At 71.5% G+C, this 23166-nt stretch carries 13 protein-coding genes; 2 read left to right on the top strand and 11 right to left on the bottom strand.

Annotated elements, in window-relative coordinates:
* Positions 1-122: 122 nt before the first annotated feature.
* Positions 123-1319 (bottom strand): acetoin utilization protein AcuC, encoded by a 1197-nt coding sequence (locus tag WFH32_RS11425; RefSeq protein WP_336707501.1) that lies wholly within the window; start codon positions 1317-1319, stop codon positions 123-125.
* Between the two features lie 283 nt (positions 1320-1602).
* Here WFH32_RS11425 and WFH32_RS11420 point away from each other — a divergent pair, with 283 nt between their 5' ends.
* Both WFH32_RS11420 and WFH32_RS11415 read left to right on the top strand, forming a co-directional pair.
* On the top strand, positions 1603-2979 hold the full coding sequence (locus WFH32_RS11420) for a TrkH family potassium uptake protein (RefSeq protein ID WP_191798380.1): 1377 nt from the start codon (positions 1603-1605) through the stop codon (positions 2977-2979).
* Between the two features lie 69 nt (positions 2980-3048).
* Positions 3049-3720, top strand: coding sequence for a potassium channel family protein (locus WFH32_RS11415; protein WP_191798382.1), 672 nt, complete (start codon positions 3049-3051; stop codon positions 3718-3720).
* Positions 3721-3781: 61 nt separating this feature from the next.
* Here the strand turns inward: WFH32_RS11415 and WFH32_RS11410 are convergent, their stop codons facing one another.
* The 10 genes from WFH32_RS11410 to WFH32_RS11365 all read right to left on the bottom strand — a co-directional run bounded on the left by WFH32_RS11410 (position 3782) and on the right by WFH32_RS11365 (position 23129).
* Entirely contained in the window at positions 3782-4528 is a 747-nt protein-coding gene (locus WFH32_RS11410; protein WP_336707500.1) for a hypothetical protein, read from the bottom strand.
* A 117-nt stretch (positions 4529-4645) separates the two neighbouring features.
* Complete coding sequence (locus tag WFH32_RS11405; protein ID WP_191798386.1) at positions 4646-5473, bottom strand: ABC transporter permease; 828 nt, start codon at positions 5471-5473, stop codon at positions 4646-4648.
* On the bottom strand, positions 5470-6246 hold the full coding sequence (locus WFH32_RS11400) for an ABC transporter ATP-binding protein (protein WP_191798388.1): 777 nt from the start codon (positions 6244-6246) through the stop codon (positions 5470-5472). The genes WFH32_RS11405 and WFH32_RS11400 overlap by 4 nt, the downstream gene beginning before the upstream one ends.
* Positions 6236-6886: a TetR/AcrR family transcriptional regulator gene (locus WFH32_RS11395; protein WP_336707497.1), complete on the bottom strand. Its 651-nt coding sequence runs from the start codon at positions 6884-6886 to the stop codon at positions 6236-6238. The genes WFH32_RS11400 and WFH32_RS11395 overlap by 11 nt, the downstream gene beginning before the upstream one ends.
* 210 nt (positions 6887-7096) lie before the next feature.
* The gene (locus tag WFH32_RS11390; protein ID WP_336707495.1) at positions 7097-9892 is read right to left on the bottom strand and encodes an immunoglobulin-like domain-containing protein; all 2796 of its coding nucleotides are present in this window, start codon (positions 9890-9892) and stop codon (positions 7097-7099) included.
* Positions 9893-10055: 163 nt separating this feature from the next.
* On the bottom strand, positions 10056-14918 hold the full coding sequence (locus WFH32_RS11385; protein ID WP_336707493.1) for a family 43 glycosylhydrolase: 4863 nt from the start codon (positions 14916-14918) through the stop codon (positions 10056-10058).
* A 244-nt stretch (positions 14919-15162) separates the two neighbouring features.
* Positions 15163-19083, bottom strand: coding sequence for an alpha-L-arabinofuranosidase C-terminal domain-containing protein (locus WFH32_RS11380; RefSeq protein ID WP_336707491.1), 3921 nt, complete (start codon positions 19081-19083; stop codon positions 15163-15165).
* A 262-nt stretch (positions 19084-19345) separates the two neighbouring features.
* Entirely contained in the window at positions 19346-20455 is a 1110-nt protein-coding gene (locus WFH32_RS11375) for an ABC transporter permease subunit (RefSeq protein WP_225228216.1), read from the bottom strand.
* Complete coding sequence (locus tag WFH32_RS11370; RefSeq protein ID WP_191796659.1) at positions 20452-21594, bottom strand: ABC transporter permease; 1143 nt, start codon at positions 21592-21594, stop codon at positions 20452-20454. The genes WFH32_RS11375 and WFH32_RS11370 overlap by 4 nt, the downstream gene beginning before the upstream one ends.
* Positions 21591-23129 (bottom strand): sugar ABC transporter ATP-binding protein, encoded by a 1539-nt coding sequence (locus WFH32_RS11365; protein ID WP_191796660.1) that lies wholly within the window; start codon positions 23127-23129, stop codon positions 21591-21593. The genes WFH32_RS11370 and WFH32_RS11365 overlap by 4 nt, the downstream gene beginning before the upstream one ends.
* Positions 23130-23166 lie beyond the last annotated feature (37 nt).

Raw genomic sequence — 23166 nt, 5'->3', positions numbered from 1 at the left:
AACCGACCAACACGAGAAAAAGTCCGTCTCCTAGACTACCTGCTCCCGGCGGGTGGCCCGAAATCGACGCCGGGTGACGTCGTCGGGCCGCGCGCACGGGGGTGCACCCGGCGAGGCGCAGGTCAGTCGAAGTGCGCGTCGAGCCCCAGGAGCGGGAAGACGGCCTTGCGGGTCGCGACCACGGCGCGGTCCACCTCGTCCTCGGGGTCGTAACCCTTGCCCCACGGCGTGAAGTCGACGTCGCCGTCCCCCATGAGCGCGGGCGTCTCGCGGTGCGCGACCGCGCTGATGTGGTCCCGCCACGCGCCCGGGACGGGCGTCGAGGGGGCGACGGGCGCGTGCACGACCTCGGCCACGACGTTCGACCAGGCGTACGGGACGACCGACGTGACCGAGTACCCGCCCCCGCCCAGGGCTACCCAGCGGCCCTCCGCGAGCTCGTGCGCGAGCTCGTGGACCCAGTGCACGGCCGCACGCTGCGCGTCGACGCTCACGTCGAGGTCGCTCAGCGGGTCGTGCCCGTGCGCGTCGCACCCGTGCTGCGACACGACCACCTGGGGCCGGAACGCCCGGAGCACGGGCGGCACCACGGCGTCCACGGCCCGGAGCCAGCGCTCGCCGTCGGTGCGGCGAGGCAGGGCGACGTTGACCGCGGTCCCCGTGGCCCCTGGCCCACCGGTGTCGGTGGCGTGCCCCGTGCCGGGGAACAGCGTCGCGCCGCTCTGGTGCACCGAGACGGTCAGGACCCGCGGGTCGTCCCAGAACGCCTGCTCGACCCCGTCGCCGTGGTGCGCGTCGAGATCGACGTACGCGACACGCTCGGCCCCGTCGTCGAGCAGCCGGCGGACCGCTGCCGCGGCGTCGTTGTAGATGCAGAAGCCCGACGCCGCACCGCGCTGGGCGTGGTGCATGCCCCCGGCGATGTTGACCGCGTGCAGCGCACGGCCCGACCACACGGCGCCGGCGGCCTCGTACGAGCCGGACAGGATGCGGGCCGCGGCTTCGTGCATGCCCGCGAAGACGGGGTCGTCCTCGGTGCCCAGGCCCAGGGCGGGGTTCTCGACACCGTGCTCCGAGGCGGCGTGGACCGCGGCGACGTAGGCGGGGTCGTGGACGAGGCCGAGCACCTCGTCGGACGCGGGCGAGGTGCCGACGACCTCGACGCCCGGCGCGTCGAGCAGCCCCAGCGCCCGCACGAGGCGCATCGTCAGGTCGAGCCGCGTCGGGGACATGGGGTGCCCGTGCCCGAAGTCGTAGCCCAGCAGGTCCGGGCTCCACACGACCTGCGCGACGAACGGCACGGTGTCTGGCTCGGTCACGTGCGCTCCTCGGTCCGGCGGGTCGTCCGGGTCGTCGGTCCGTGCGGCCGGTGCCCGGCGCACGGTCCCGCAACCGCGCGCGGCGGCCTCGGTGGCGGGCAGGAGACACGGTATCCCCCCAGCGGCCCGACGGCGCCCCGCGGTTCAGCCGGTGGGCACCCGTGCTCCTGTGGCAGAGTTGGGCGACACATCGGCACGCACGGCGCCCGGTTCGGTCCCGCAGGGGACCCGGCGCCACCCGTCCACCCGGACGAGGACGCACGGACAGGGAGACGGAGGACCGATGGCCCAGGGCGTCTCCGGGCGTTTCTTCGCAGGTCGCGAGCTGGTCGACCGCCTCGCCCGCCACTCCCCCGCCCGCCTCGCCGTGACGGTCTTCGCGGCCGTGATCTCGCTGTTCACGCTGCTCCTCATGGCCCCGTGGGCCACGACGTCCGGGAGGTCGGCGCCGTTCATCGACGCGCTGTTCACGGCGACGTCGGCCGTGTGCGTCACGGGCCTCGTGGTCGTCCCGACCGGGACGTACTGGTCCACGTACGGGCAGGTCGTGATCCTCGTGGGCATCAAGATCGGCGGCCTGGGCGTCATGACGCTCGCCTCGATCCTCGGCATGGCCGTGTCGCGCCGCATCGGCCTCACGCAGAAGCTGCTCACCGCCTCGGAGACCAAGACGACGCGCCTCGGGGAGGTCGGCTCGCTCGTCCGGGTCGTCATCATCACCTCGACGACCATCGAGCTGACCATCGCGCTCCTGCTCCTGCCTCGGTTCATCGTGCTCGAGGAGACGTTCGGCGAGGCGGCCTGGCACGGGCTGTTCTACGGGATCTCGGCGTTCAACAACGCGGGCTTCATCCCGACGGCCGAGGGCCTGACGCCCTACGTGGGCGACTGGATGCTGCTCATGCCGATCATCGTCGGCGTCTTCATCGGGTCGCTCGGCTTCCCCGTGATCCTCAACATCATGCGCAACCGCAGGCGCGCCGCGCGGTGGAGCCTGCACACCAAGCTCACGCTCACGACGAGCGCGGTCCTGGTCGTCGTGGCGGTGGTCCTGTTCGCGGCGTTCGAGTGGACCAACGAGAAGACCCTGGGGCCGCTGAGCCTCAACGAGAAGATCCTCGCCTCGCTCTTCGCCGGGGTCATGCCCCGGTCCGCGGGCTTCTCGACGATCGACATCAACGGCATGCACGAGTCGAGCTGGCTCATCACCGACGCGCTCATGTTCGTCGGAGGCGGCAGCGCCTCGACCGCGGGCGGTATCAAGGTCACGACGCTCGCGGTCATGCTGCTCGCGATCGTCTCGGAGGCCCGCGGTGACCGCGACCTGGAGGCCTTCGGGCGACGTGTCCCGCGCGAGACCCTGCGGCTCGCGGTCGCCGTGTCCTTCATCGGCGCCACCGCGGTGCTCGTCGCGAGCCTCCTGCTCCTGGAGATCACGGGCTGGACCCTCGACGTGATCCTCTTCGAGACGATCTCGGCGTTCGCGACCGTCGGACTCTCGACGGGCGTGACCGCGGACCTGCCCACCGCCGGCAAGTACGTGCTCGTCGTGTTGATGTTCATCGGCCGGACCGGGACCATGACGCTGGCGGCGGCGCTCGCGCTGCGCGACCGGCGCCGCGTCATCCGCTACCCCGAGGAACGCCCGATCATCGGCTGACCGGCGCGGGCCGGTCCCCGCACAGATCCCTCAGAACCTCTCAGAACCCTCCCGACGAAAGGCCCCCAGGTGCCCGACAAGAAGGCCCCCGAGAAGAACGCGGGCGTGCTCGTGATCGGCCTCGGCCGGTTCGGGTCCGCGATCGCGGCGACGCTCGACCGGCTCGGCCAGGACGTGCTCGCGGTCGAGCGCTCGCCCGAGCTCATCGCGCAGTGGTCGGGCCAGATCCCCCTGGTCGAGGCCGACGCCTCGAACCCGACCGCGCTGGAGCAGCTCGGCGCCCGTGACTTCCCCGTGGCCGTGGTCGGCGTGGGGACCTCGCTCGAGGCGAGCGTGCTCATCACGGGCAACCTGGTGGACCTCGGGACCCCGCAGATCTGGGCCAAGGCCATCTCGGCCGAGCACGGCCGCATCCTGCAGCGCATCGGCGCGCACCACGTGGTCTTCCCCGAGGCCGACGCGGGCAGCCGCGTCGCGCACCTGGTCTCGGGCAAGCTGCTCGACTACATCGAGGTCGAGGACGGCTTCACGATCGTCAAGATGCGTCCCCCGAAGGAGACGCAGGGCTTCACGATCGAGCAGACGAAGGTCCGCGAACGCTACGGCGTGACGATCATCGGCGTGAAGTCCCCGGGGCAGGACTTCGTGTACGCGGAGCCGACCACACGTATCTCGGCGAACGACCTGCTCATCGTCTCGGGGCACGCCGAGCTGCTCGAACGGTTCGCGGCCCGCCCCTGAGGCGTCCGGCCGCGGCGCTGCCCAGGTGGCGTCGCCCGCCCCAACGGCCCGACGGCGGCGCTCAGGTCGAGCGCGCGCGTCGCCGTCGTCGTCGGGAACCTGTGACCGCGACGACGCCCGTGACCACCAGCGCACCGGCGCCGGCGAGCACGCCCACGACCGCCGTGCCGGTGAACGCCAGGTCGCCGGCCGCCGGGACTCCCGCCTGGACGCCACCCGCCCCGGGGAGTGGGCCCGTGGCCGCCAGCTCGGCGCCGCCGGGGCGCGCGCCAGGATCCGGACCTGTGCCGGGCCCGCCGCCGGGACCGGAGCCGCCGCCAGGACCGGTGCCGCCGCCGGGTTCCGTGCCAGGGCCCGTCGGTCCTGACACCTCGAACCCGGCCGTGTCGAGGAAGGTACCCGTCACGGGGTCGGTCACGCGGACGACGTGCGTCCCGGGTCGCACCGCACCGGGCAGCCGCGTCGAGAGCTCGAACGTGCCGTCGGCGAGCGCGACCACGGTGGCGAGCCGCACGGGCGGGGCGTAGGCCGAGCGGAGGTCGACGTCGTACGTCGCGAAGGGCACCAGCCCGTACCCGCGCACGACCAGCTCCCCACCCGCGACCGCGGTCCCGGGGTCCGCCTCGACCTGCGACCGGCTGGTGATCCCGGAGACGTCCACCTCGAGGCCCACGCCCTGATGGTCGGGAGCGCCCGACGAGCTCACGGGGCCCGCGGTCGCGGGCAGCGCACCGAGGATCAGGCCGACGACCGTCAGCAGCGCCGCTGTCGTCCCTGCGAACACACGGGTGCCTACCCGTGGGGCCATGCGTCGCACCCGCGAACTCCTTCGTCGCTTCTCGCCCCCGAGCGCGCCGATCCTCCCACGTGGGCGCGGCCCTCCGGAAGGGGGCAGCGGGTGAGAACCGCGAGCCCGGCTCGGCCGCTAGACCGTGCGGCGCCGCAGCGTCAGCGTGCCCAGCACGATCGCGCCGACGATGAACGCGACGATGACGGCGACGGCGCCGCTCACGTCCGCGAAGGTCCCGCCCGCGGCGACGTCCTGCAGCGCCGAGACGCCGTACGTCAGGGGCAGCACGCGGCTGATCGCCTCGAGCACCGCAGGCATCTCGTCGCGGGGCATGAGGAGCCCGCACGTGATGAGCTGCGGGAAGAGGATCACGGGCATGAGCTGGACGGCCTGGAACTCCGACCGGGCCAGGGCCGAGGCCGCGAGCCCCAGGCACGACCCGAGGATCGCGTCGAGCACCGCGACGAGCACGACGACCCACACGGGCCCGGACACGTCCATGCCGCAGACCCACACGGCGAACGCGACGACGACGAGCGCCTGCACGGTCGCGAGCAGCGCGAACGCCAGGGCGTACCCGCCCACGAAGTCCCCCTTGCCGATCGGCATGGTCATGAGCCGTTCGAGCGTCCCGGACTGGCGCTCGCGCAGGGTCGTGACGCTCGTGACGAGGAACATGATGATCATGGGGAACAGGCCTACGAGGATCGGCCCGAACTGGTCGAGCACGGGTGTGCCGTCGAACATCCACGCGATGAGGCCCAGCAGCACGCACGGCAGCACGACGAGCAGCGCGATGGTCCGCGGGTCGTGCCGGATCTGGCGTAGCACCCTGCCCGCGGTCGCGAGGGTCGCTCGCGGGCTGACCGCGCTCGGTGCCCGCTGCACCGGTGTGCGCGCCCCCTCGCCCTGGGGCGCGCCCGTCGCGACAGCGGCGGCGCTGCGTGCGTCGTGCGTGCTCATGACGCCTCCCCTCCGAGGTGGCGCGGACTCCTGAGGGGTGCGGCGCCGTCGGGCACGGACGCGTCCTCGACGAGGCGCAGGAACGCGTGCTCGACGTCGTGCGCGCCCGTGCGCTCCAGGAGCCCGGGCAGGGTGTCGTCCGCGAGCAGGCGGCCGTCGCGCAGCAGCAGGAGCCGGTCGCAGCGCGTCGCCTCGTCCATGACGTGCGACGACACGAGCAGCGACGTGCCGGCGTCGCGCAGCCGGGCGAACAGGTCCCACAGGTCGCGGCGCAGGACGGGGTCGAGGCCGACGGTGGGCTCGTCGAGCACGAGCAGCCGCGGCTCGCCCAGGAGGGCGGCCGCGAGCGAGACGCGCGAGCGTTCGCCCCCTGACAGCGTGCCGACCCGGCGGCGTGCGTGCCGAGCGAGGTCCACGGCGTCGATCACGCGCGAGACGTCGCGGGGCCCCACCCCGAGGATCGAGGCGAAGTAGCGCAGGTTCTCGGTCACGCTGAGGTCGGAGTAGACGCTGGGCGACTGGGTCACGTACCCGACCTGGTGGCGCAGCGTCGGGTCCCCCGCGGGCCGCCCGAGCACGTGCGCGGTCCCTGCCGTGACCACCTGGACCCCGACGAGCGTGCGCAGGAGCGTGGTCTTGCCGCTGCCGCTCGGTCCGAGGAGCCCGACGACCTGTCGCTCGGGCACCGTGAGGTCGAGCGCGTGCAGCACCGTGGTCCCGCCGCGGTCGACACGCAGGCCCTGGACGCTGATGACGGGCTCGTTATTCCCCATGTGAGGAATTGTGCTCCTCGTGCGGACCCGGCGCAAGACCCTCGTCCACCCCTTCGAGGAAGCGCTGGAGCGTCGGGGCGATCGAGAGCGCCAGCTCGTCGGCCGGCATCGACGCCACGGGCTCGATCCGCAGCAGGTGACGCGCGACGAGCACCCCGAGCACCTGGCTCGCGACCAGGCTCACCCGACGGGCCGCGACCGCGCGCGGCAGGAGTGCCGCGACCTGGTCGAACACCGTCCGCTGGAGGTAGCGCGGCAGCTCCTGCACGTGCTCGTCCGCCGAGAGCATCCCCGACAGCACGAGCCGGAGCTGGACCTGGCCGTCCGGGGCGTCCCACACCGTGAGGACCGTGCGGGCCAGCCGCTCCCCCAGCCCGACGAGCCCGCCCTGCGCGAACCGGCCCGCGAGCGCCTGCGGGTCCGCCCCCGCCGGGACGAGCGAGGCCGCGAACAGCTCACCCTTGCCGTCGAAGTAGTGCCGGATGAGCCCGGGGTCCACCCCGGCCGCCCGGGCCACGCCGCGCATGCTCACCGCGTCGAACCCCTTGGCGGCGAACTCCTCGCGCGCCGCGGCCACGATCGACGCCCGGGTGTCCTCCCCCGCAGGCCGACGGCCCCGTCTCACCGCACCAGCGCTCATGCCCCGATTGTGCCCGACGGCGCAGCGCACCCGCGCTCCCGGGTGCGCTGCGCCGTCGGGCGGGGGGACGACGACGCCCGGCCCGCCGCGACGCAAGGAGACGTCGTGGCAGGCCGGGCGCAGCGTCCCCGGCGCTCCATCGCGCGACCAGGGGCGGACCGTGGGGCGAGGCAGGACACCTCGCCCCACGGCAGTCGTCGGGTCAGCGCATCACCCGCACGCGAGGGCCGGGTACGAGGCCTCGATCGTCGCGGTCACGGGCGAGGCGCCCGTCGTGCTCGCGGTGATCGTGACGACCCCCGTCTCGACCGAGCCCGCGCGCGTCGCGAACGCCTGGGACGCCGACCTGCCCGGAGCCACGCCGGTGAACGTCTTGGACCCGAACGGAGAGGTCACCTTGAGGTCGACGGGCACGTCCTCGCCGTTCACCGCTCGCACCGACACGGCGACCTTGCCCGCCACGCACTTCGCCGTGGCCGAGACCTCGACCGCGAGGTCAGGGTCGGGTTCGGGGTCGACGGGGGCCGTCACGGTGACCGTGGCGGTGGCCCGCGCCGTGATCGACGGGCCGAACGACCCGCTGACCGCGAAGGTGCCGGCCTGCGCCCAGGACGCGGGGTCGACCGCGTCCCACGTGACCGCGAGGTCCTTGGTCGCACCGTCGCCGTACGTCGCGGCGACCGTCGTCGGCAGGACGGGCGCGGTGCCCGCAGCCGTCGTGACCGTGACCGGGGCGGCCGAGGCCACGAACGCGTCGGGCTGGTAGTGCGAGAGCAGGCGGTCGTACTCGGCCTGCGTGACCGGGAGCACCGTGCCGTGGCGAGGGCTCACGGGCAGGGTCGCGGGCTCGGACTTGGTCCAGACCCCCGAGTCGAGGTCGGTCGACTCGAACGGGACGTAGCCCTTGCCGCCGTGGTAGCTGGGCTGGTCCATGAAGACGTACCACTTCCCCTCGGTGTTGGACTTGAAGACCGTGGGCCCCTCGCCCGCCGTGAAGGTGCCGCCGTAGCCGTTGGGCTGGCCCACGCCGATGTTCTCGGTGATGAGGTCCCAGCTCGTGGCGCGCAGGTCCGTGGACCTCTCGCTCCGGACCGTCATGTACTTCTCGTCCTTGATGAAGCGGTAATACGTGTCGCCCACCTTCGTCACCGAGGCATCGATGATGCCGAGGCCCGTGCCGCGCTTGTTGTCGACCCAGATCTGCGGCTCGCTGAAGGTCACGAAGTCACGCGTCGTGGCGTACATCATGCGCTGGTAGCTCGTGGCGATCTTGCGGTCGCTGCTGTCGGTCGTCGGGTAGAGGGCGGATGCCCAGTACACGACGTACTCGCCCGCGGCCTCGTCGTAGAACGCCTCGGGGGCCCAGGTGTTGCCCGCGTAGTCGCTCGAGACCTTGACCATGCGCTGGTCGGACCAGTGCACGAGGTCGGTCGACTCCCAGATCATGAGGCTCAGCGAGCCGCGCTCCTGCGCGTTGCCGAAGTTGTTGCCGCCGTAGATCTTGAGGTCGGTCGCGACGAGGAAGAACCTGTCGCCCTCGGGCGAACGGATGACGAACGGGTCGCGCAGGCCCTTCTCCCCCAGGCCCGAGCGCAGGACGGTCCTGTCGTCGTTCAGCTCCTGCCACCTGAGCGGGTCGTTGCCCTGGCTCGCGGCGAAGTAGATCTCCTCACCGTCGGCCGTGCTCTCGCCCTTGAAGTAGGGGAAGAAGTACGCCGCGGGCTCCTGGGCCTCGGGGGCCTGGCGGACCGTCGCGGTCCGGGGCTGGGTCGAGGTCGCGGTGCCCTTGGTCGCCGTGACCGTGAGGGTCACCTCGGTGTCGCCCGCGCCGTGCGCGGGGCGGTGCACCACTCCCGTCTCGCTCACGGTGCCGGGCGCCGAGGACGTCCACGTCAGGGTCGAGCCCTGCGCCCCCTTGGTCGGGAGCGTGAGGTTGCCGCGGACGTCGGCGATGTTGGTCACGACGGCGTGCTGCGCGTCCCACGCGGCCGCCTGGGCGTCGTCGAGCGCCGGGGGGACGACCACGGTGAAGGTCCGCGGGAGCGTCACGGCGCCGCGCGTGACCGAGGCCGTCAGGGTCACGCTCGCGGCGGGCTGTCCGGCGGCGGGCTGGGTGACCCTGCCCGACGGCGTCACGACGTCCGCGTGCGAGGTCGCCCACGCGATGGTCGAGCCCTGCGCGCCCGTGACCGGGAGCGTGAGGTTTCTCGTGACGGCGCTCGTGTCGCCCAGGTCGAGGGCGGCGGCGTCGGCTCCCGCGGCCGCGGCCGAGGTCTTCTGCGCGAGGGCCGCGACGTCGTTCGCAGGCAGCGCCCGGTCGTAGACGCGGAAGTCGCGGACCTGGCCCTTGAGGTACTTGTCGCCCGAGTAGAGCGAGCGCCCGATGTAGTTGGCGGTCGTCGTCCCGGCACCGATCGAGGCGGGGGTCGTGGTGACCGCGGTGTTCTGCGCGACCTGGACACCGTCCTCGTAGAGGGTCCCGGTCGTTCCGGTCTGCGTGTAGGTCAGGTGCTTCCAGACCCCGCGCGCGAGGTTCGACCCCTTGGTCGTGTTCTGCTCGGTCGACCAGTTGCCCGACGCGATGCCGGTCCGGTAGGCGTTGCCCGTGGTGAACAGGTAGCCGTTGCCGTTCGAGCCGCTCGTGTTCCCCATGCCCCAGATGAAGTAGGGCGTCGCCTGGGCCGTGTCGACCAGCACGTCGAGGTCGACCGTGACCGACGTCAGGTTCTTGAGCAGGCCGTCGGGGAGCCTGACGTGGTCGTCGGTCCCGTCGAGCGTGATGCCGTTCGCGCTGCGCGCGGCCCCGGCGACCGTGGCGGCCCCGAAGGTCGAGCCCGGTGCCGAGTTCGCGGCCGACGTGCCGCTCGTCTCGTCGAGCTTGTACCAGGCGACGAGCCCGGCCTCCGGCGGGGCGGGATCGGCGGCTGCCACGGCGGTGGTCGTCAGCCCGGTGGTCAGGGCGACGGCGACGCTCGCCGCAACGAGACGCCCCCTGGTTCTTCTCACGATGTGCTCCTTCGGGTCGTGGTGCGGTGGTGCGTGTGGTGCGGGCAGGGCGGGTGGTGCGGGCAGGGCGGGCGCCGTCGGCGCCCTGACCTCGACGTGAGCAGACGCCCCTGATCGGCCCTCAGGAGGGGCGTCTGCTCACGTCGAGGCGGCGACCAGCAGGTCAGCCGCAGCTGGTCGCTGCGTAGGTGACGTCGTAGGCCGTGGTGACCGGGGCGCCGTCGAGCACGGCCTGGGCCGTGACCTTGACCTTCCCGGCCGCGAGCGTCACCGCGCGGGCCGAGAACGTCTGCGACGCGAGCTTGCCCGGCGCGACCTGGAGGAAGGTCTTGGTCCCGAGCGGCGTGGTCACGACCACGTCGACGGGCACCTCCTCGGCGTTCCGCACGAGCACCGTGAGCGCGGCCTTGCCGGCCACGCACTTGGGCGCGACCGTGACGTCGACCTCGACCTGGGCGGGCTCGGTCACGTCGAGCGGCGGCACGCTCTCGAGGGTCGGGACGACCTTCTGGATGAGCCCGTCCTCACCGAACGTGAGGCGGTCGATGGTCGTCTCGCGGTGGTTCCCGTCGCCGCCGGGGATCGCGAAGCGGTGGTACGCGATGTACCACTCGTCGGTCCCGGGGACCTGGACGATCGAGCTGTGGCCGGTCCCGAGGATGCCCTGGGACACGTCCTTCTCGAGGATCACGCCGCGGTAGGTCCACGGCCCGTCGATGCTCGTCGACGTCGCGTACCCGACCCGGTAGTTCTCCGAGCCCGTGTCGTCGATCGAGTAGGTCAGGTGGTAGATCCCCTCGCGGTAGTTGAGGAACAGGCCCTCACGGAAGTTCGTCAGGCCACCGAGCTTCGTGATGGTGTCCTGCTTGACCGAGACCATGTCGTCGTTCAGCTCGGCGTACAGCGGCGCGTTGCTGCCGTTGCCCCAGAACAGGTAGAACGTGCCGGTCTGCGGGTCCTCGAACGCCGCCGGGTCGATCGCCTGCCCCGTCGTGACGGCCTCCCCGTTGGTGATCATGGCCGTCGGCTGCGCGGTGAAGGGCCCCTCGGGGCTGTCCGCGACCGCGACACCGATCGTCTTGCGGTCGTAGGTCGGGTTGTGGCCCGAGAAGTAGAACCAGTACTTCCCGTCGCGCTCGATGATGGTCGGCGCCCACGCGTTGCCCGTGGCCCACGGGACGTCGCCCGCTGCGCCGTCGAGCGTGAGGAACGGCTCGGCCGAGCGCTCCCAGCTCGCCAGGTCGGTCGACTTCCACACGTAGAAGTCCTTGCCACCCCAGCCGGGCGTGCCGTCCGTGGTCGCGTAGATGTAGTACACGCCGTCGAAGACCGCGATGTTCGGGTCCGCGTACAGGCCTGGCAGGACCGGGCTCCGCATCTCCTTGGCCTGGACGGTCCACGTGCGCGCGGCCCCGTCGGGGCCCGTCACGGTGTAGGTCACGGGCTGCGTGAGGTCCTGGACCGAGCCGTTGGCGGGCGTCACGGTCGCACGGTCGGACACGACCAGGCGAGGTGCGAGCGCGGAGCGGTCCGTGCCGGGCACCACCGGGAGCGTGACCGTGCTGGACCCGCCGTCGACGATCGCGGCGACCTCGAGCTCGGCGAGCTCGGCCCCCGTGACGGCCGAGTGGTCCTGACCGAGGTCCTTGACCTCCTCGGCGCTCAGGGCGTGGTCGTAGACGCGGAAGTCGCGGACGTCGCCCTTGAGGTACTTGTCGCCCGAGTAGAGCGAGCGGCCGATGTAGTTCGCGACCGTGGTGCCGTTCCCGATCGAGCCGGGCGTCGTCGTCACGTCGGTGTTCCTCGCGACCTGGATCCCGTCCTCGTAGAGAGTGCCCGTGGTGCCCGACTGCGTGTACGTCAGGTGCTTCCACACGCCGCGGGCGAGGTTCGAGCCCTTGGTCGTGTTCTGCTCGGTCGTGTAGTTCCCCGAGGCGATGGCCGTGCGGTACGCGTCCCCCGTCGTGAAGAGGTAGCCGTTGCCGCTCGACCCGCTCGTGTTGCCCAGGCCGTAGATGAAGTAGGGCGTGGACTGGGCGGTGTCGATGCGCACGTCGAGCGAGACGGTGATCTCCGTCAGGCCCTTGAGCACGTCGTCGGGCAGCCTGACGTGGTCGTCGACCCCGTCGAGGCGCACGCCGTCCGTGCCGTTGCGGGCGGCCCCGCCCACGACGGTCGCGGGACCGACGGCGCTGCTCGGCGCCGAGTTCACGGCCTGCGTGCCGCTCGTCTCGTCCAGGCGGTACTGGACCACCAGGCCCGGGATCTCCTTCGTCACGTCGATCGCGACGGTCGCGGTGCGCGACCCGTCCGCGGTCGTGGCGGTCACGGTCGTGCTGCCCGCCGCGACGCCGCGCACGGTGCCTGCGGAGGGCCCGTCGGAGACGACGGTCGCGACCGACGGGTCGGCGCTCGTCCAGGTGATGGTGCGGGCCGTGGCGTTGGCGGGGGTCACGGTCGCGGTGAGCGAGCGTGCCGATCCGACCGTGACCTGCGTCGAGGTGGGCGAGACCACCAGGCCCGTGACGGGGACGTCGCCCTCGACCACGGTCACGACGGCCTTGGCACGCACGCTCACGCCGGCGCCGAGCGAGCCCGTGACCTCGAAGGTCCCGGCCTGCGCGTAGCTCGCGGGGTCGATCGCGTCCCACGTGACCGCGGTCTGCGTGGTCGTGCCGGCTGCGGTGCGCGTGGCGACCGTGGCCGGCAGGACCGGTGCGTCACCGACGCTCACGACGGCCGTGACGTCCTCGGCCGACTCGACGAACGCGTCCGGCTGGTAGCCCTTGAGCAGCGCGTCGTACTCGGTCTGCGTCACGGGCAGGACCGTGCCGTGGCGCGGGCGCGAGGGCATCTCGTAGCCCGTGGACATCTTCCACTCGTCGGCGTTCAGGTCGGTCGTCTCGAAGGGCACGTAGCCGCGGCCGCCGAACTCGTCGATGAACAGGTACCACTTCTCCTCGGTGTTCGACTTGAAGATGGTCGGGCCCTCGCCCTGGTTGATGCCGCCGCCGAGCGAGTTGGCCTTGCCGATGCAGTCGGTGATGAAGTCGTAGCTCAGCGAGCGCAGCTCGCTCGCCTTCTCGCCCAGCACGAACTTGGAGCACGGCGTCGTGGACGTGTTGTTGCGCTCGTCCTTGGTGAAGCGGTAGAACTCGCCGTCGTGCTCGATCACGGTCGAGTCGATGACCGAGTAGCCCGGGTCGACCCACACCTGCGGCTCGGTGAACGTGTAGAAGTCGCGGGTCGTGGTGTACATCATGCGGTTGTACGTGTTGGCCGTGTGGCCCGGGTCGTCCTCCTCGTAGAGCTTGGAGGCCCAGAACACGACGTACGCGCCGATCGTCGCGTCGTAGTAGGCCTCGGGGGCCCACGTGTTGCCCGCGGTCTCCGGGGAGACCTGGACGAGGCGCTGGTCGGTCCAGCTCACCAGGTCGGTCGACTCCCACACCATGATCGACCTGGAGCCCGTGCGCTGGGACGCGTCCCAGTTGCCGTTGCCGTGGATCTTGAGGTCGGTCGCGATCTGGTAGAACTTGTCGCCCTCGGGAGAACGGATGACGAAGGGGTCGCGCAGGCCCGTCTCCCCCAGGCTCGACGTCAGCACGGGCTGGTTGTCGTTGAGGTTCCGGTACCTGAGCGGGTCGTTGCCCTTGCTCAGGCCGAAGTAGACCTGCTCGCCGGTCGCGTAGCCCTCACCGATGAAGTAGGAGAACAGGTAGCCCGCGAAGTCCTGCTGCTCGGGGAGCGCGGGGACCGTCGCGTCGAACGCGCGCGTGGCCGTGGCCTGCCCCTTGCTCACGGTCGCGGTCAGCGTGACCGTCCGGTCGGCCTGGCCGTGCGCGGGGCGCGTGACCTCGCCCGACGGCGTGACGACCGTGGGGACCGTGGTCGCCCAGGTGACCGTGGTGCCCTCGGCTCCCGTGGTCGGCAGCGTGAGGTTGCCGCGGACGTCGTCGAGGTTCTTGACCTCGAGCGCGGCGGCCGCGGCGTCGACGACGCCCTGGTCGCCCGTGCCGGGCACCACGGTGACGTCGAACGTCCTGGTGGCACTCTGGCCGCGCAGCGAGAGCGTCGCGGTCAGGGTCGCGGTGTGCGCCTGCCCGACGGGCTGGGTGATGACGCCCGACGACGTCACGACGCTCGCGTCCGACGTCGCCCAGGTGACGGTCGAGCCGCCCGCGCCCTTCGCGGGCAGCGTGAGGTTCTTGGCCACGGCGCTCGTGTCCCCGAGGGTCAGGGCGCCCGCGTCGGCGGAGAGCGACGCCGCGGCGTTCGCGGTGCTGAGGTCGGCGACCTCGGCGGCCGTGAGCGCGCGGTCGTAGAGGCGGAAGTCCTTGATGCGCCCCTTGAAGAGGTTGTCGGCCGCGTAGGCGGACCTGCCGAGGTAGTTCGCGGTCGTCTTCCCGTTGCCGATCGAGCCCGGCGTGTGGGTCACGGCCGTGTTGACGCCGACCTGCGCGCCGTCCTCGTAGAGGCGTCCCGTGCCGGCGCCCTGCGTGTAGGTGACGGTCTTCCAGACGCCGCGCGCGAGGGCCGCGGACGGCGACTTGGCCGTGTTCTGCTCGGCCCCCCACGCGGCGTTCGAGACGGACGCGCGGTACGTCGCGTTGCCCGAGGAGAAGAGGTAGCCGTTGCCCGACTGCGGTGAGCCCACGGCCGTGTTGCCCAGGTTGTAGAAGAAGTAGTTGCCGCTCAGCGACGCGTCGATCCACACGTCGGCGCTGACCGTGACGGCCGACCAGCCGGCCAGGAGGTCGTCGGGCAGGTCCACGTAGCTCGAGCCGCCGAACGTCAGGCCTTGCCCGTCGGTCCAGTCTCCGCCGCCGACGAGCGTGCCGTCACGGCCCGAGCCCGAGGCGTCGTGGGCGACCGTGCCGCTCAGCTCGTCGAGCCTGTACCAGAGCTTCAGGCCGTCGGTCGTGGGGACGGGCACCCCGGCCGCGAGCGCCGTGGCCGGGGCGAGCGCCGTCGTCGGGCGTGCTGGGGCCGAGGTCAGAGCCGCTGCCGGCCCCGCCAGGGCCATCGGGGCGAGCAGAGCGATGCTCAGTGCTGCCCCGAGGGCGGCTCTCGCCCTGCGGGTGGCCCTCCGTCGGGCCGTTGGCGCGGTCTGCGCCGGGTCGTGTCGGGTGGTCATGTGGATCGTGGCCTCTCGCCGTCTCGTCGTTGAGCGCCCCCTGGCGGGGACTGCCGGACCACGGGGGTGGCCCGGCGGTCCCCCGCCTGCTGGGTCGTGGTCGTCGTGAAGGTGCTGCTGGTCGTGCGGGCCGTCAGCCGCAGGTCGTGGCCGGGTACTCGACGTCGAACGTCGTCGAGCGGGCACCGGGTCCTGTGCCGATCGTCCCCACGACCGTCGCGGAGCCCGCGGGGACCGAGACCGCACGCGAGCTGAACGTCTGCGACGCGCTCTTGCCCGGTGCGACCGACGCGAACGTCTTGGTCCCGAACGGCGTCGTGAGCGCCACGGTCACGGCCTCGTCCTCGCCGTTGACCGCGCGCACCGAGAGGTTCGCGCGGCCCGCGACGCACTGGGCCTTGGCCGTGACCGCGAGGTCCACCGGCTCGGCCTCGGTGCCGGCGGCCTGCAGGCGCAGGAACGTGACCGAGTAGGCCGGGAACGTGTAGTCGAACGCGTTGGACGCCCCGTCCCAGGTCCGATCGACGGGCACGATCGCCCGCGGGTTCGCCTTCGTGTTGGTGTCCGTGGGCGCGCCGACCATCTCGGTGACCGTGGCCTGGGCCGCGATCTCCTGGCCCGCGACCGTCACGGCCGTGTCCGCCGCGGTCGCGGTCGGGTTGACGACCTTGACCACGAGGTCGCCGGACTCCTCGTCGCGCGTGACGACCTGGTAGAGCGACTTCGCGGCGGGCTGCTCGTACGAGATCTGGAGCTGGCCGTCCAGGTAGAGCTCGATGGTGCTGCCCTGGACCACGACCTTGACCTTGTAGCCCTGCCCCGTCTCGACGCTCATGTTCTCGACCGCGGCGACCTCGGCGGCGCTGCCGCCGTCGGCCCGCTGGAGAACCGAGCGGGTGTTGTTCCAGCCGCCGATGTTCCACCAGTAGTAGTCGTTCGGGCCGCCCGCGGCGAAGCCCACGAGGAAGCCCTCGGACCCGGCGATCTTGCGGGCGTCGAGCTCGAGCGTGTAGTTCTTCCAGTCCTTGGCGTACGCGCCCGTGACGATCGAGCGCGCGTCGGTCACGGACGTCGAGGACTGCGTGTAGACGCCGTCCTGCGCGGCCCACGTCCCGGTCACGGGAGACCACCGGGTGGCGTCGTCGAACCCGTCCTGGAACAGGACGTCGCCGCTCGCGTTGTCGGTGACCACGACGTTGTCGTACGAGGCGCTGGTCGACCACGTGGACAGGAAGACGCCCCCGTCCAGTGCGGGCTCGGCGGAGGCGTCGGCCCCGTGCACCGACGGGACGACCTCGTCACCCACGTTGTTCGCGAACAGCTCCTGGACGTAGTAGTTGGGCGTGCCCCACGACTCGTCGTTGTCGAACCAGATCGCGTCGGGCGACCACTGCACGTACGCCTCGTTGGAGAGCAGCGGCGCGTAGGACGCGAGCTCGACGACGTCGGAGTTGCGCTCGAGGCCCGTCATGAAGGCGGCCTCGGACAGCGCGTTGAAGAACGTGTTGCCGCGCGACGCATACTCGCCGAGGAACACGTGCGGGCCCTCGCGGTCGTAGTCGTCGTAGCGGTCGGCGTTCTCGAGGAACCAGCTCGGGTCGTTGTAGTAGTGCTCGTCGACCAGGTCGACCTCCTGCGCACGGTTGAACTCCCAGAGCTCGTCGAACCGCTGGCCCGTGTCGTCCGGCCCCGAGTTCGAGATGATCTGGACGTCGGGGTACGCGGCGCGCACGGCGTCCTTGAACTTCGGGAAGTTCGCCTCGAACGTCTTGGTGTTCTCCTCGTTGCCGAGGCCCAGGTACTTCAGGCCGAACGGCTCGGGGTGGCCGAGCTCCGCGCGCACAGCGCCCCACTCGGTCGTGACGTCACCGTTGGCGAACTCGATGAGGTCGAGGGTGTCCTGGACCCAGCGCTGGATCCGGACGTCGTCCTTCATCTCGGGGATGGTGCTGCCGCAGCCGTTGGCGCCCACCGACAGGACGGGCAGGGGCGTCGCGCCGAGGTCCTCGGCGAACGTGAAGTACTCGTAGTACCCGATCCCGTACGACTGGTTGTAGCCCCAGAAGTTCCAGTTCGTGGCCCGCTCCTCGACCGGCCCGATGGTCTCCTTCCACTGGTACGTGCGCCGACGGTCGGTGCCGTTGCTCTCGAGGTAGGTGTCGAACGTGCCCGCGTTGGTCACGCAGCCGCCCGGGAACCGCAGGAACTGCGGGTTCATGGCGTCGATCTTCTCGGCGAGGTCCTTGCGCAGGTGGGTCTTGCCGTTGACCGGCCCGACCCAGGTGTCCTGCGGCATGAGCGAGACCATGTCGAGGCGCACGGTGCCTGCGGCACCCGCGAGGACCGCGAGGCGCCCGGCCGAGGTGGTCCCGGTCGCGGTGAGGGTCACCGAGTACTTCTTCCAGGTGTCGGTGCCGTCGACGGTCACCTTCCCGGTCGCGTAGGTGGTCCCCGCCGCGGCGTTCTCCACCTGCACGGTCAGGTCCTGCCCGACGGCGGAGCGCGCCCAGACCGAGAAGTCGTACTTCTCGCCCTTCTCGAGGAAGAGGCCCGTGTTGAAGCCCGCGTTGCGCAGGCCCGCGCCGGCCGCGGTCGCGTCGAGCCGGAGGTAGTAGCGGTTGCTGTCGTTGAGGCGCTGCGCGTCGGTCACCACCGTCGTGGTCGCGGTGCCGCCGTTGCGGTCGACCCGCTCCCAGGCCGTGAGCCCCGTGAAGGACGAGCTGTCCGACGAGTTGAACTCGAACGAGCGGTTGCGCACGAGCTCGGCGTACAGCCCGCCGTCCGCGGCGTAGTTGATGTCCTCGTAGAAGATGCCGTACAGGTCGTCGCTCATCTCGACGCTCTCGCCCGCGGCGTCGATCGCGAGCGTGTGCTCGGCCGACGACAGCGCGGTGAGCGTGAGCCTGACGGCCGCGTCCTCGGCGCCGAGCACCAGGGCTCCGTCCGCGGCGCGTACTCCCGCGAACTCCCCGGCAGCGGCGCCAGGCACGCGCAGCGCGAGCCTGCCGCCGCCCACGTCGGTCAGCCGCACCTGGGCCGGGGCGGCGCCCGCGGCCCCGAGCGCGAGGCGCCCGTCGCTCGCGACGACCACCGGCAGACCGGTGCCCGCCTGCGCGAGCGTCGCGGCGCCGTCGGGCCCGCCGGCGACCGCCGTGGCCACCAGGCCCAGCGGCGACGCCGGGCGCTGCGCGACGAACGACAGGCCCGTGTCCGTCAGGACGAGGTGCTTGTGGTCGACCGGACCGACGAGCGAGAACGTGCCCGCCGGGACGACGTCCTGACCCTCGGCCGCGTCGACCGCGACGTAGTCGAACGTCGCGGCGTGCGTCGAGCCGTCCTGCGCCGCGAGGGCGTAGAGACCGACCTGCGTGACGTCGAACGTCACGGTCGTCGAGCCTGCGGGCTTCCAGTCCCCCGCCGTGGCGTCCCAGTAGGACACCGCGAGCGTGTCACCGGTGCGCTGCATGCGCAGCGTCTCCCCCGTCGAGCCCGCACGGTCGGTGAACGACGCAGCGGTGAACTTCCCGCCCGTCTCGTTGTCGAGCTCGATCGCGCGCGCCGAGGGCGACAGGCTGCCCACGTACGTCAGACCTGCACGGACGTAGTTGTCCATGTCCTTCCACGCGATGAGGCCCGCGCCCTGGTAGACCTTGCCGACCGGCGCCGACACCTTGGTCACGACCGTGAAGTCGCCCACGGGGACGTCCACCATGAAGACGTTCTTCGCGGTGTTCGCCTCCTGGTAGGTGTCGCCCGGCTGGGACGTCAGGGTCAGCGACCCGGGCGTCGTCGCGAGCGACCACGCCGAGGGGACCGGGTTGACGACGTCCCAGGCCGAGCCGAGCTCGGCCGCGTCGAACTGGTCGACCCAGGCCCCGGCCGGCAGGACCGGCTCGGCGGCCGCGAAGGCCGACGGGGTGACCGCGAGGGCGGTGGTCGCCCCCAGCGCGAGGACCGCGACGGAGGCCGCCCACGGTCGTGCCGTCCGGCTGCGGGACGGACGGGACGTCCGACCACGGGTCGTGCTGCGGGCAGGGGAATCAGAGATGATCACGTTGCTCCAACCTTGCTGCGACGAGGAAGGGAGCGATGCCGGGTGTATCCCGTGCGCTCCATTGCTGTACGGGGTGCGCCCGGCAGCCACGCCCTCCCGGTCGTCCGAGCCCGTCCCGGGTACCAGCCGGGACCTGCTCGACCGGGAGGGGGTGGCCTCCGGGTCCTTCTCGGCCCGTCACCCTCGACGGTCCGCGCTGTGACGCCTCGCACGGGGCCCGGCTCCATGGCCGACCCGCGCGAGGCGGTGGTGCTGGGAGGTGCTAGGTGGCGGCCCCTCGTCCCTGACGGAACGTCATGGCCCGCTGCAGCAGGACGAACGCGAGCAGGACCACGCCGATGAAGACCTTGGTCCACCAGGAGTCCAGGCCCTCGCGGGCGATGAGCACCTGGATCAGCCCGTAGACGAGCACGCCCGCGACCGACCCCAGGACGAACCCGCCGCCACCCGTCAGGAGCGCGCCACCGATCACGACCGCCGCGATCGCGTCGAGCTCCATGCCGATGCCCGTGAGGTTGAAGCCCGACTTGGTGTAGAGGGCGAACAGGATGCCCGCGATCCCGGCGCACGTGCCGCTGATCACGTAGACCCACACCTTGGTCGAGCTGCCCTTGAGACCCATGAGGTTCACGGCCGTGCCGTTGTCGCCCGTGCCGAGCCCGTAGACCGTGCGGCCGAAGCGCGTGTAGTGCAGCAGGTAGATCGCGATCAACAGGACCACGAACGCGACGACCATGCTCAGGTTGATGCTCCAGGCCTCACGCCCCTCGCCGAACTTGATCTTCCACGAGGCCAGGGCCGCGAAGCCCTCGTCCTTGATCGCGAGCGACTGGACGCTCACGACGTTGGCCAGGCCGCGCGCGAGGAACATCGCGGCGAGCGAGGCGATGAAGGGTTGTATGTCGAAGTACTGGACCATCACGCCGATCAGCAGGCCGAACGTCGTGCCGATCAGCACGCCCAGGATCAGGACCACGGGGAGCGGCGCCCCCGCGATCAGGAGCTTGGCCACGACCAGGCCCACGAGGGCGACCACGGCACCGACCGACAGGTCGATCCCACCCGTGATGATCACGAACGTCATGCCGATCGCCAGGACGATCAGGTACGAGTTGTCGACCAGCAGGTTGGAGAAGAGCCGCATGCTCAGGAAGTCGCGGCGGTCCGTGCTGTAGCGGACCTGGCCCACGACCAGGATGACCGCGAGGGCCACGAGCGTGCCCGTGACGGGCAGGAGCCGGCGGTCCGAGAGCCTGCGGACCACGGGGTTGGTCATGAGGCGGGCGACGAAGCCCGTGTCGTGGCCTCCGCGCGGCCCCTTGCCCTGCTGGGGATTCCTCGACGCCCGGGGCGCCGTCTGGACGGTGCTCATGCTGCTGCCCCCTTCGCACTCGTCGTCGCCGCGCCCGCGCTCGGCATGGGTCGCTTCCTCGGTCGTCGGGACGTGAGGAGCGAGCGCAGACGCTCGGACGCCGCGATGCACACGACGATCAGCACGAGCGCCTTGAACAGCGGCGTGATCTGCGAGCTGATGTGGAAGATGACCACGGCCCGCTCGAGCGTCGACAGGAGCAGCGCCCCGACGACCACGCCCGCGAGGCTGAACTTGCCGCCGTCGAGCTTGGTGCCGCCCAGGACGACGACCATGATCGCGTCGAGCTCCTTCATGAGGCCGATGTTGTTGGCGTCGGCCGCCATCGTCGGGGCGCCGTAGACGATGCCCGCGAGCCCGGCCAGGAGGCCGCACAGCAGGTAGACGAACCACGTGATGTTGCGCGACTGGACGCCCGCGAGGCGGCTGGCCTCGCGGTTGATGCCGATCGACTCGACCAGCATGCCGAGGGCCGTCCGACGCACCAGCAGCGCGACCAGCGCGAACACGACCGCGGCGATGACCACGGGGGTCGGGATGCCCAGGACGAAGCCCGAGCCGATCGACTTGAAGGGCGGGCTCGTGGTCGTGGTGATCTGGCCCTTGGTGATGAGCATCGCGATGCCGCGACCCGCGACCATGAGGATCATGGTCGCGATGAACGGCTGGATGCCCAGGACCGTGACCAGGAAGCCGTTGAAGGCGCCGATCACCGCGGCGACCAGGAGGCCGATCGCGACCGCGGTCAGGGCGGTGCCGACCGTCCCGCCCGTGCCGCTCGCGTCGATGTAGGTCAGCGACACCGCGAGCGAGATCGCCATGACGGCACCCACCGAGAGGTCGATCCCGCCCGTCGCGATCACGAGGCACATGCCGATGCCGAGCAGGAGCGGGGTCGCGCTCGCGCGCATGATGTCGATCAGCTGGCCGAACAGGTGGCCGTCCATGATCGTCACGTCGAGGAAGCCGGGGCTGCGCAGGCCGCACGCGAGGAGCATGACGACGAGCGCGACGACGGGCCAGAACAGGTGGTGGTGCGTCACGCGGCGCAGCGCGCCCTGGGCGGCACGCGGTGCGGGACCGCCGGACACGGGCGGCGACGCCGACGGCGTCGTCGGAGTCGTGGTGGTCGTGCTCATGATGCGCTCCCGCTCGCTGCGATCGTCTCGAGGATCGTGGTGGACGTGACGTCCGGGCCGTTGGTGATCTCGCCGATCTTCTGGCGGTCACGCATGACGACGACGCGCTGGCTCAGGCGCAGCACCTCGTCGAGCTCGGACGAGATGAAGACCACGCCCATCCCGTCGCCTGCCAGCTCGGCGACGAGCCGCTGGATCTCGGCCTTGGCCCCCACGTCGATGCCGCGCGTGGGCTCGTCGAGGATGATGAGGCGCGGTGCGGTCGCGAGCCAGCGGGCCAGGAGGACCTTCTGCTGGTTGCCGCCCGACAGGTTCTTGATGAGCATGTTCGGGTTCGCCGGGTAGACGTTGAGCGCCTTCATGTAGCGGTCGACGACCGCGTCCAGCTCCTTGGCCGGGACGGGGCGCCACGGGCCGCGGCTCGCCTGCATCGCGAGGGCGATGTTCTCGCGGACCGTGAGGTCCCCGATGATGCCCTCCTTCTTGCGGTCCTCCGAGGAGAACGCGACGCCTCGCTTGATCGAGGTCAGGGGGGCCGCGCCACGCGTCGCGCCGTCGAAGGTCAGCTTTCCGCTGCCCGCCCTGTCGGCACCGTAGAGGAGGCGGGCGACCTCGGTGCGGCCCGAGCCGAGCAGGCCCGCGACGCCGACGATCTCGCCCGCGTGCACGTCGAGGTCGAACGGTTCGACCGAGCCGTCGCGTCCCAGCGCGACGGCCCGGAGCAGAGGCTCCTCGTCGTGCTCGGAGGCGACGCGGTGCGCGCGCTCCTCGACGTCGGCCAGGGCCTCCCCGGACCTGCCGATCATCGCGGAGATGAGCTCCATGCGCGGAAGCTCCTTCGTGAGGTGCTCGGAGATGAGCCGTCCGTTGCGCAGGATCGTCAGGCGGTCGGTGATCTCGTAGATCTGGTCGAGGAAGTGCGACACGAAGAGGATCGCGACGCCCTTGTCCCGCAGCGAGCGGATCACGTCGAAGAGCTCGGCGACCTCGGCCTTGTCGAGGCTCGAGGTGGGCTCGTCGAGGATCAGGACCTTCGCGTCGACGACCATGGCCCTCGCGATCGCGCAGAGCTGCTGCACGGCGATCGAGTGGGAGGACAGGGCCGACGAGGGGTCGATGTCCAGGTTGAGGAGGGCGAGGTGCTCGCGGGCCTTGCGGCGCGTCGCGGGCCAGTTGATGAAAGGACCGAACCGGATCTCGTGCCCGAGCATGATGTTCTCGGCGACCGAGAGGTTCGAGCAGAGGTTGACCTCCTGGTACACGGTGCTGATGCCCGCGTCCTGGGAGTCGCGGGTCCGCGTGAACCGGTGCTCGGCACCGGAGACCACGATGCGGCCCGCGTCGATCTGGTAGACCCCCGTGAGGGCCTTGATGAGAGTGGACTTGCCGGCGCCGTTCTCGCCCATGAGGGCGTGGACCTCGCCGGGGCGGAGGGTGAGGTCGACGCCGTCGAGAGCCTTGACGCCCGGGAACTCGATGGTGATCCCGGTCATCTCCACCACGGGCGCCGCGTACGCGGCGGTCGTCGTTGACATGTGTTCTTCCGTCCTGGGGAAGGGGCTGGAGCTCAGG

Origin of the sequence: Oerskovia sp. USHLN155 (genome assembly GCF_037145535.1) — a bacterium.
GTDB lineage: Bacteria > Actinomycetota > Actinomycetes > Actinomycetales > Cellulomonadaceae > Oerskovia > Oerskovia rustica.
This window is presented reverse-complemented; position numbering and strand designations above follow the sequence as displayed.

Bases quoted from the DNA above. Each gene is read 5' to 3' on its own strand.
- WFH32_RS11385 (WP_336707493.1), bottom strand. From the start codon at position 14,918: ATGGCCCTGGCGGGGCCGGCAGCGGCTCTGACCTCGGCCCCAGCACGC.
- WFH32_RS11365 (WP_191796660.1), bottom strand. From the start codon at position 23,129: ATGTCAACGACGACCGCCGCGTACGCGGCGCCCGTGGTGGAGATGACC.
- WFH32_RS11410 (WP_336707500.1), bottom strand. From the start codon at position 4,528: ATGGCCCCACGGGTAGGCACCCGTGTGTTCGCAGGGACGACAGCGGCG.
- WFH32_RS11370 (WP_191796659.1), bottom strand. From the start codon at position 21,594: ATGAGCACGACCACCACGACTCCGACGACGCCGTCGGCGTCGCCGCCC.
- WFH32_RS11405 (WP_191798386.1), bottom strand. From the start codon at position 5,473: ATGAGCACGCACGACGCACGCAGCGCCGCCGCTGTCGCGACGGGCGCG.
- WFH32_RS11375 (WP_225228216.1), bottom strand. From the start codon at position 20,455: ATGAGCACCGTCCAGACGGCGCCCCGGGCGTCGAGGAATCCCCAGCAG.
- WFH32_RS11420 (WP_191798380.1), top strand. From the start codon at position 1,603: ATGGCCCAGGGCGTCTCCGGGCGTTTCTTCGCAGGTCGCGAGCTGGTC.
- WFH32_RS11395 (WP_336707497.1), bottom strand. From the start codon at position 6,886: ATGAGCGCTGGTGCGGTGAGACGGGGCCGTCGGCCTGCGGGGGAGGAC.
- WFH32_RS11400 (WP_191798388.1), bottom strand. From the start codon at position 6,246: ATGGGGAATAACGAGCCCGTCATCAGCGTCCAGGGCCTGCGTGTCGAC.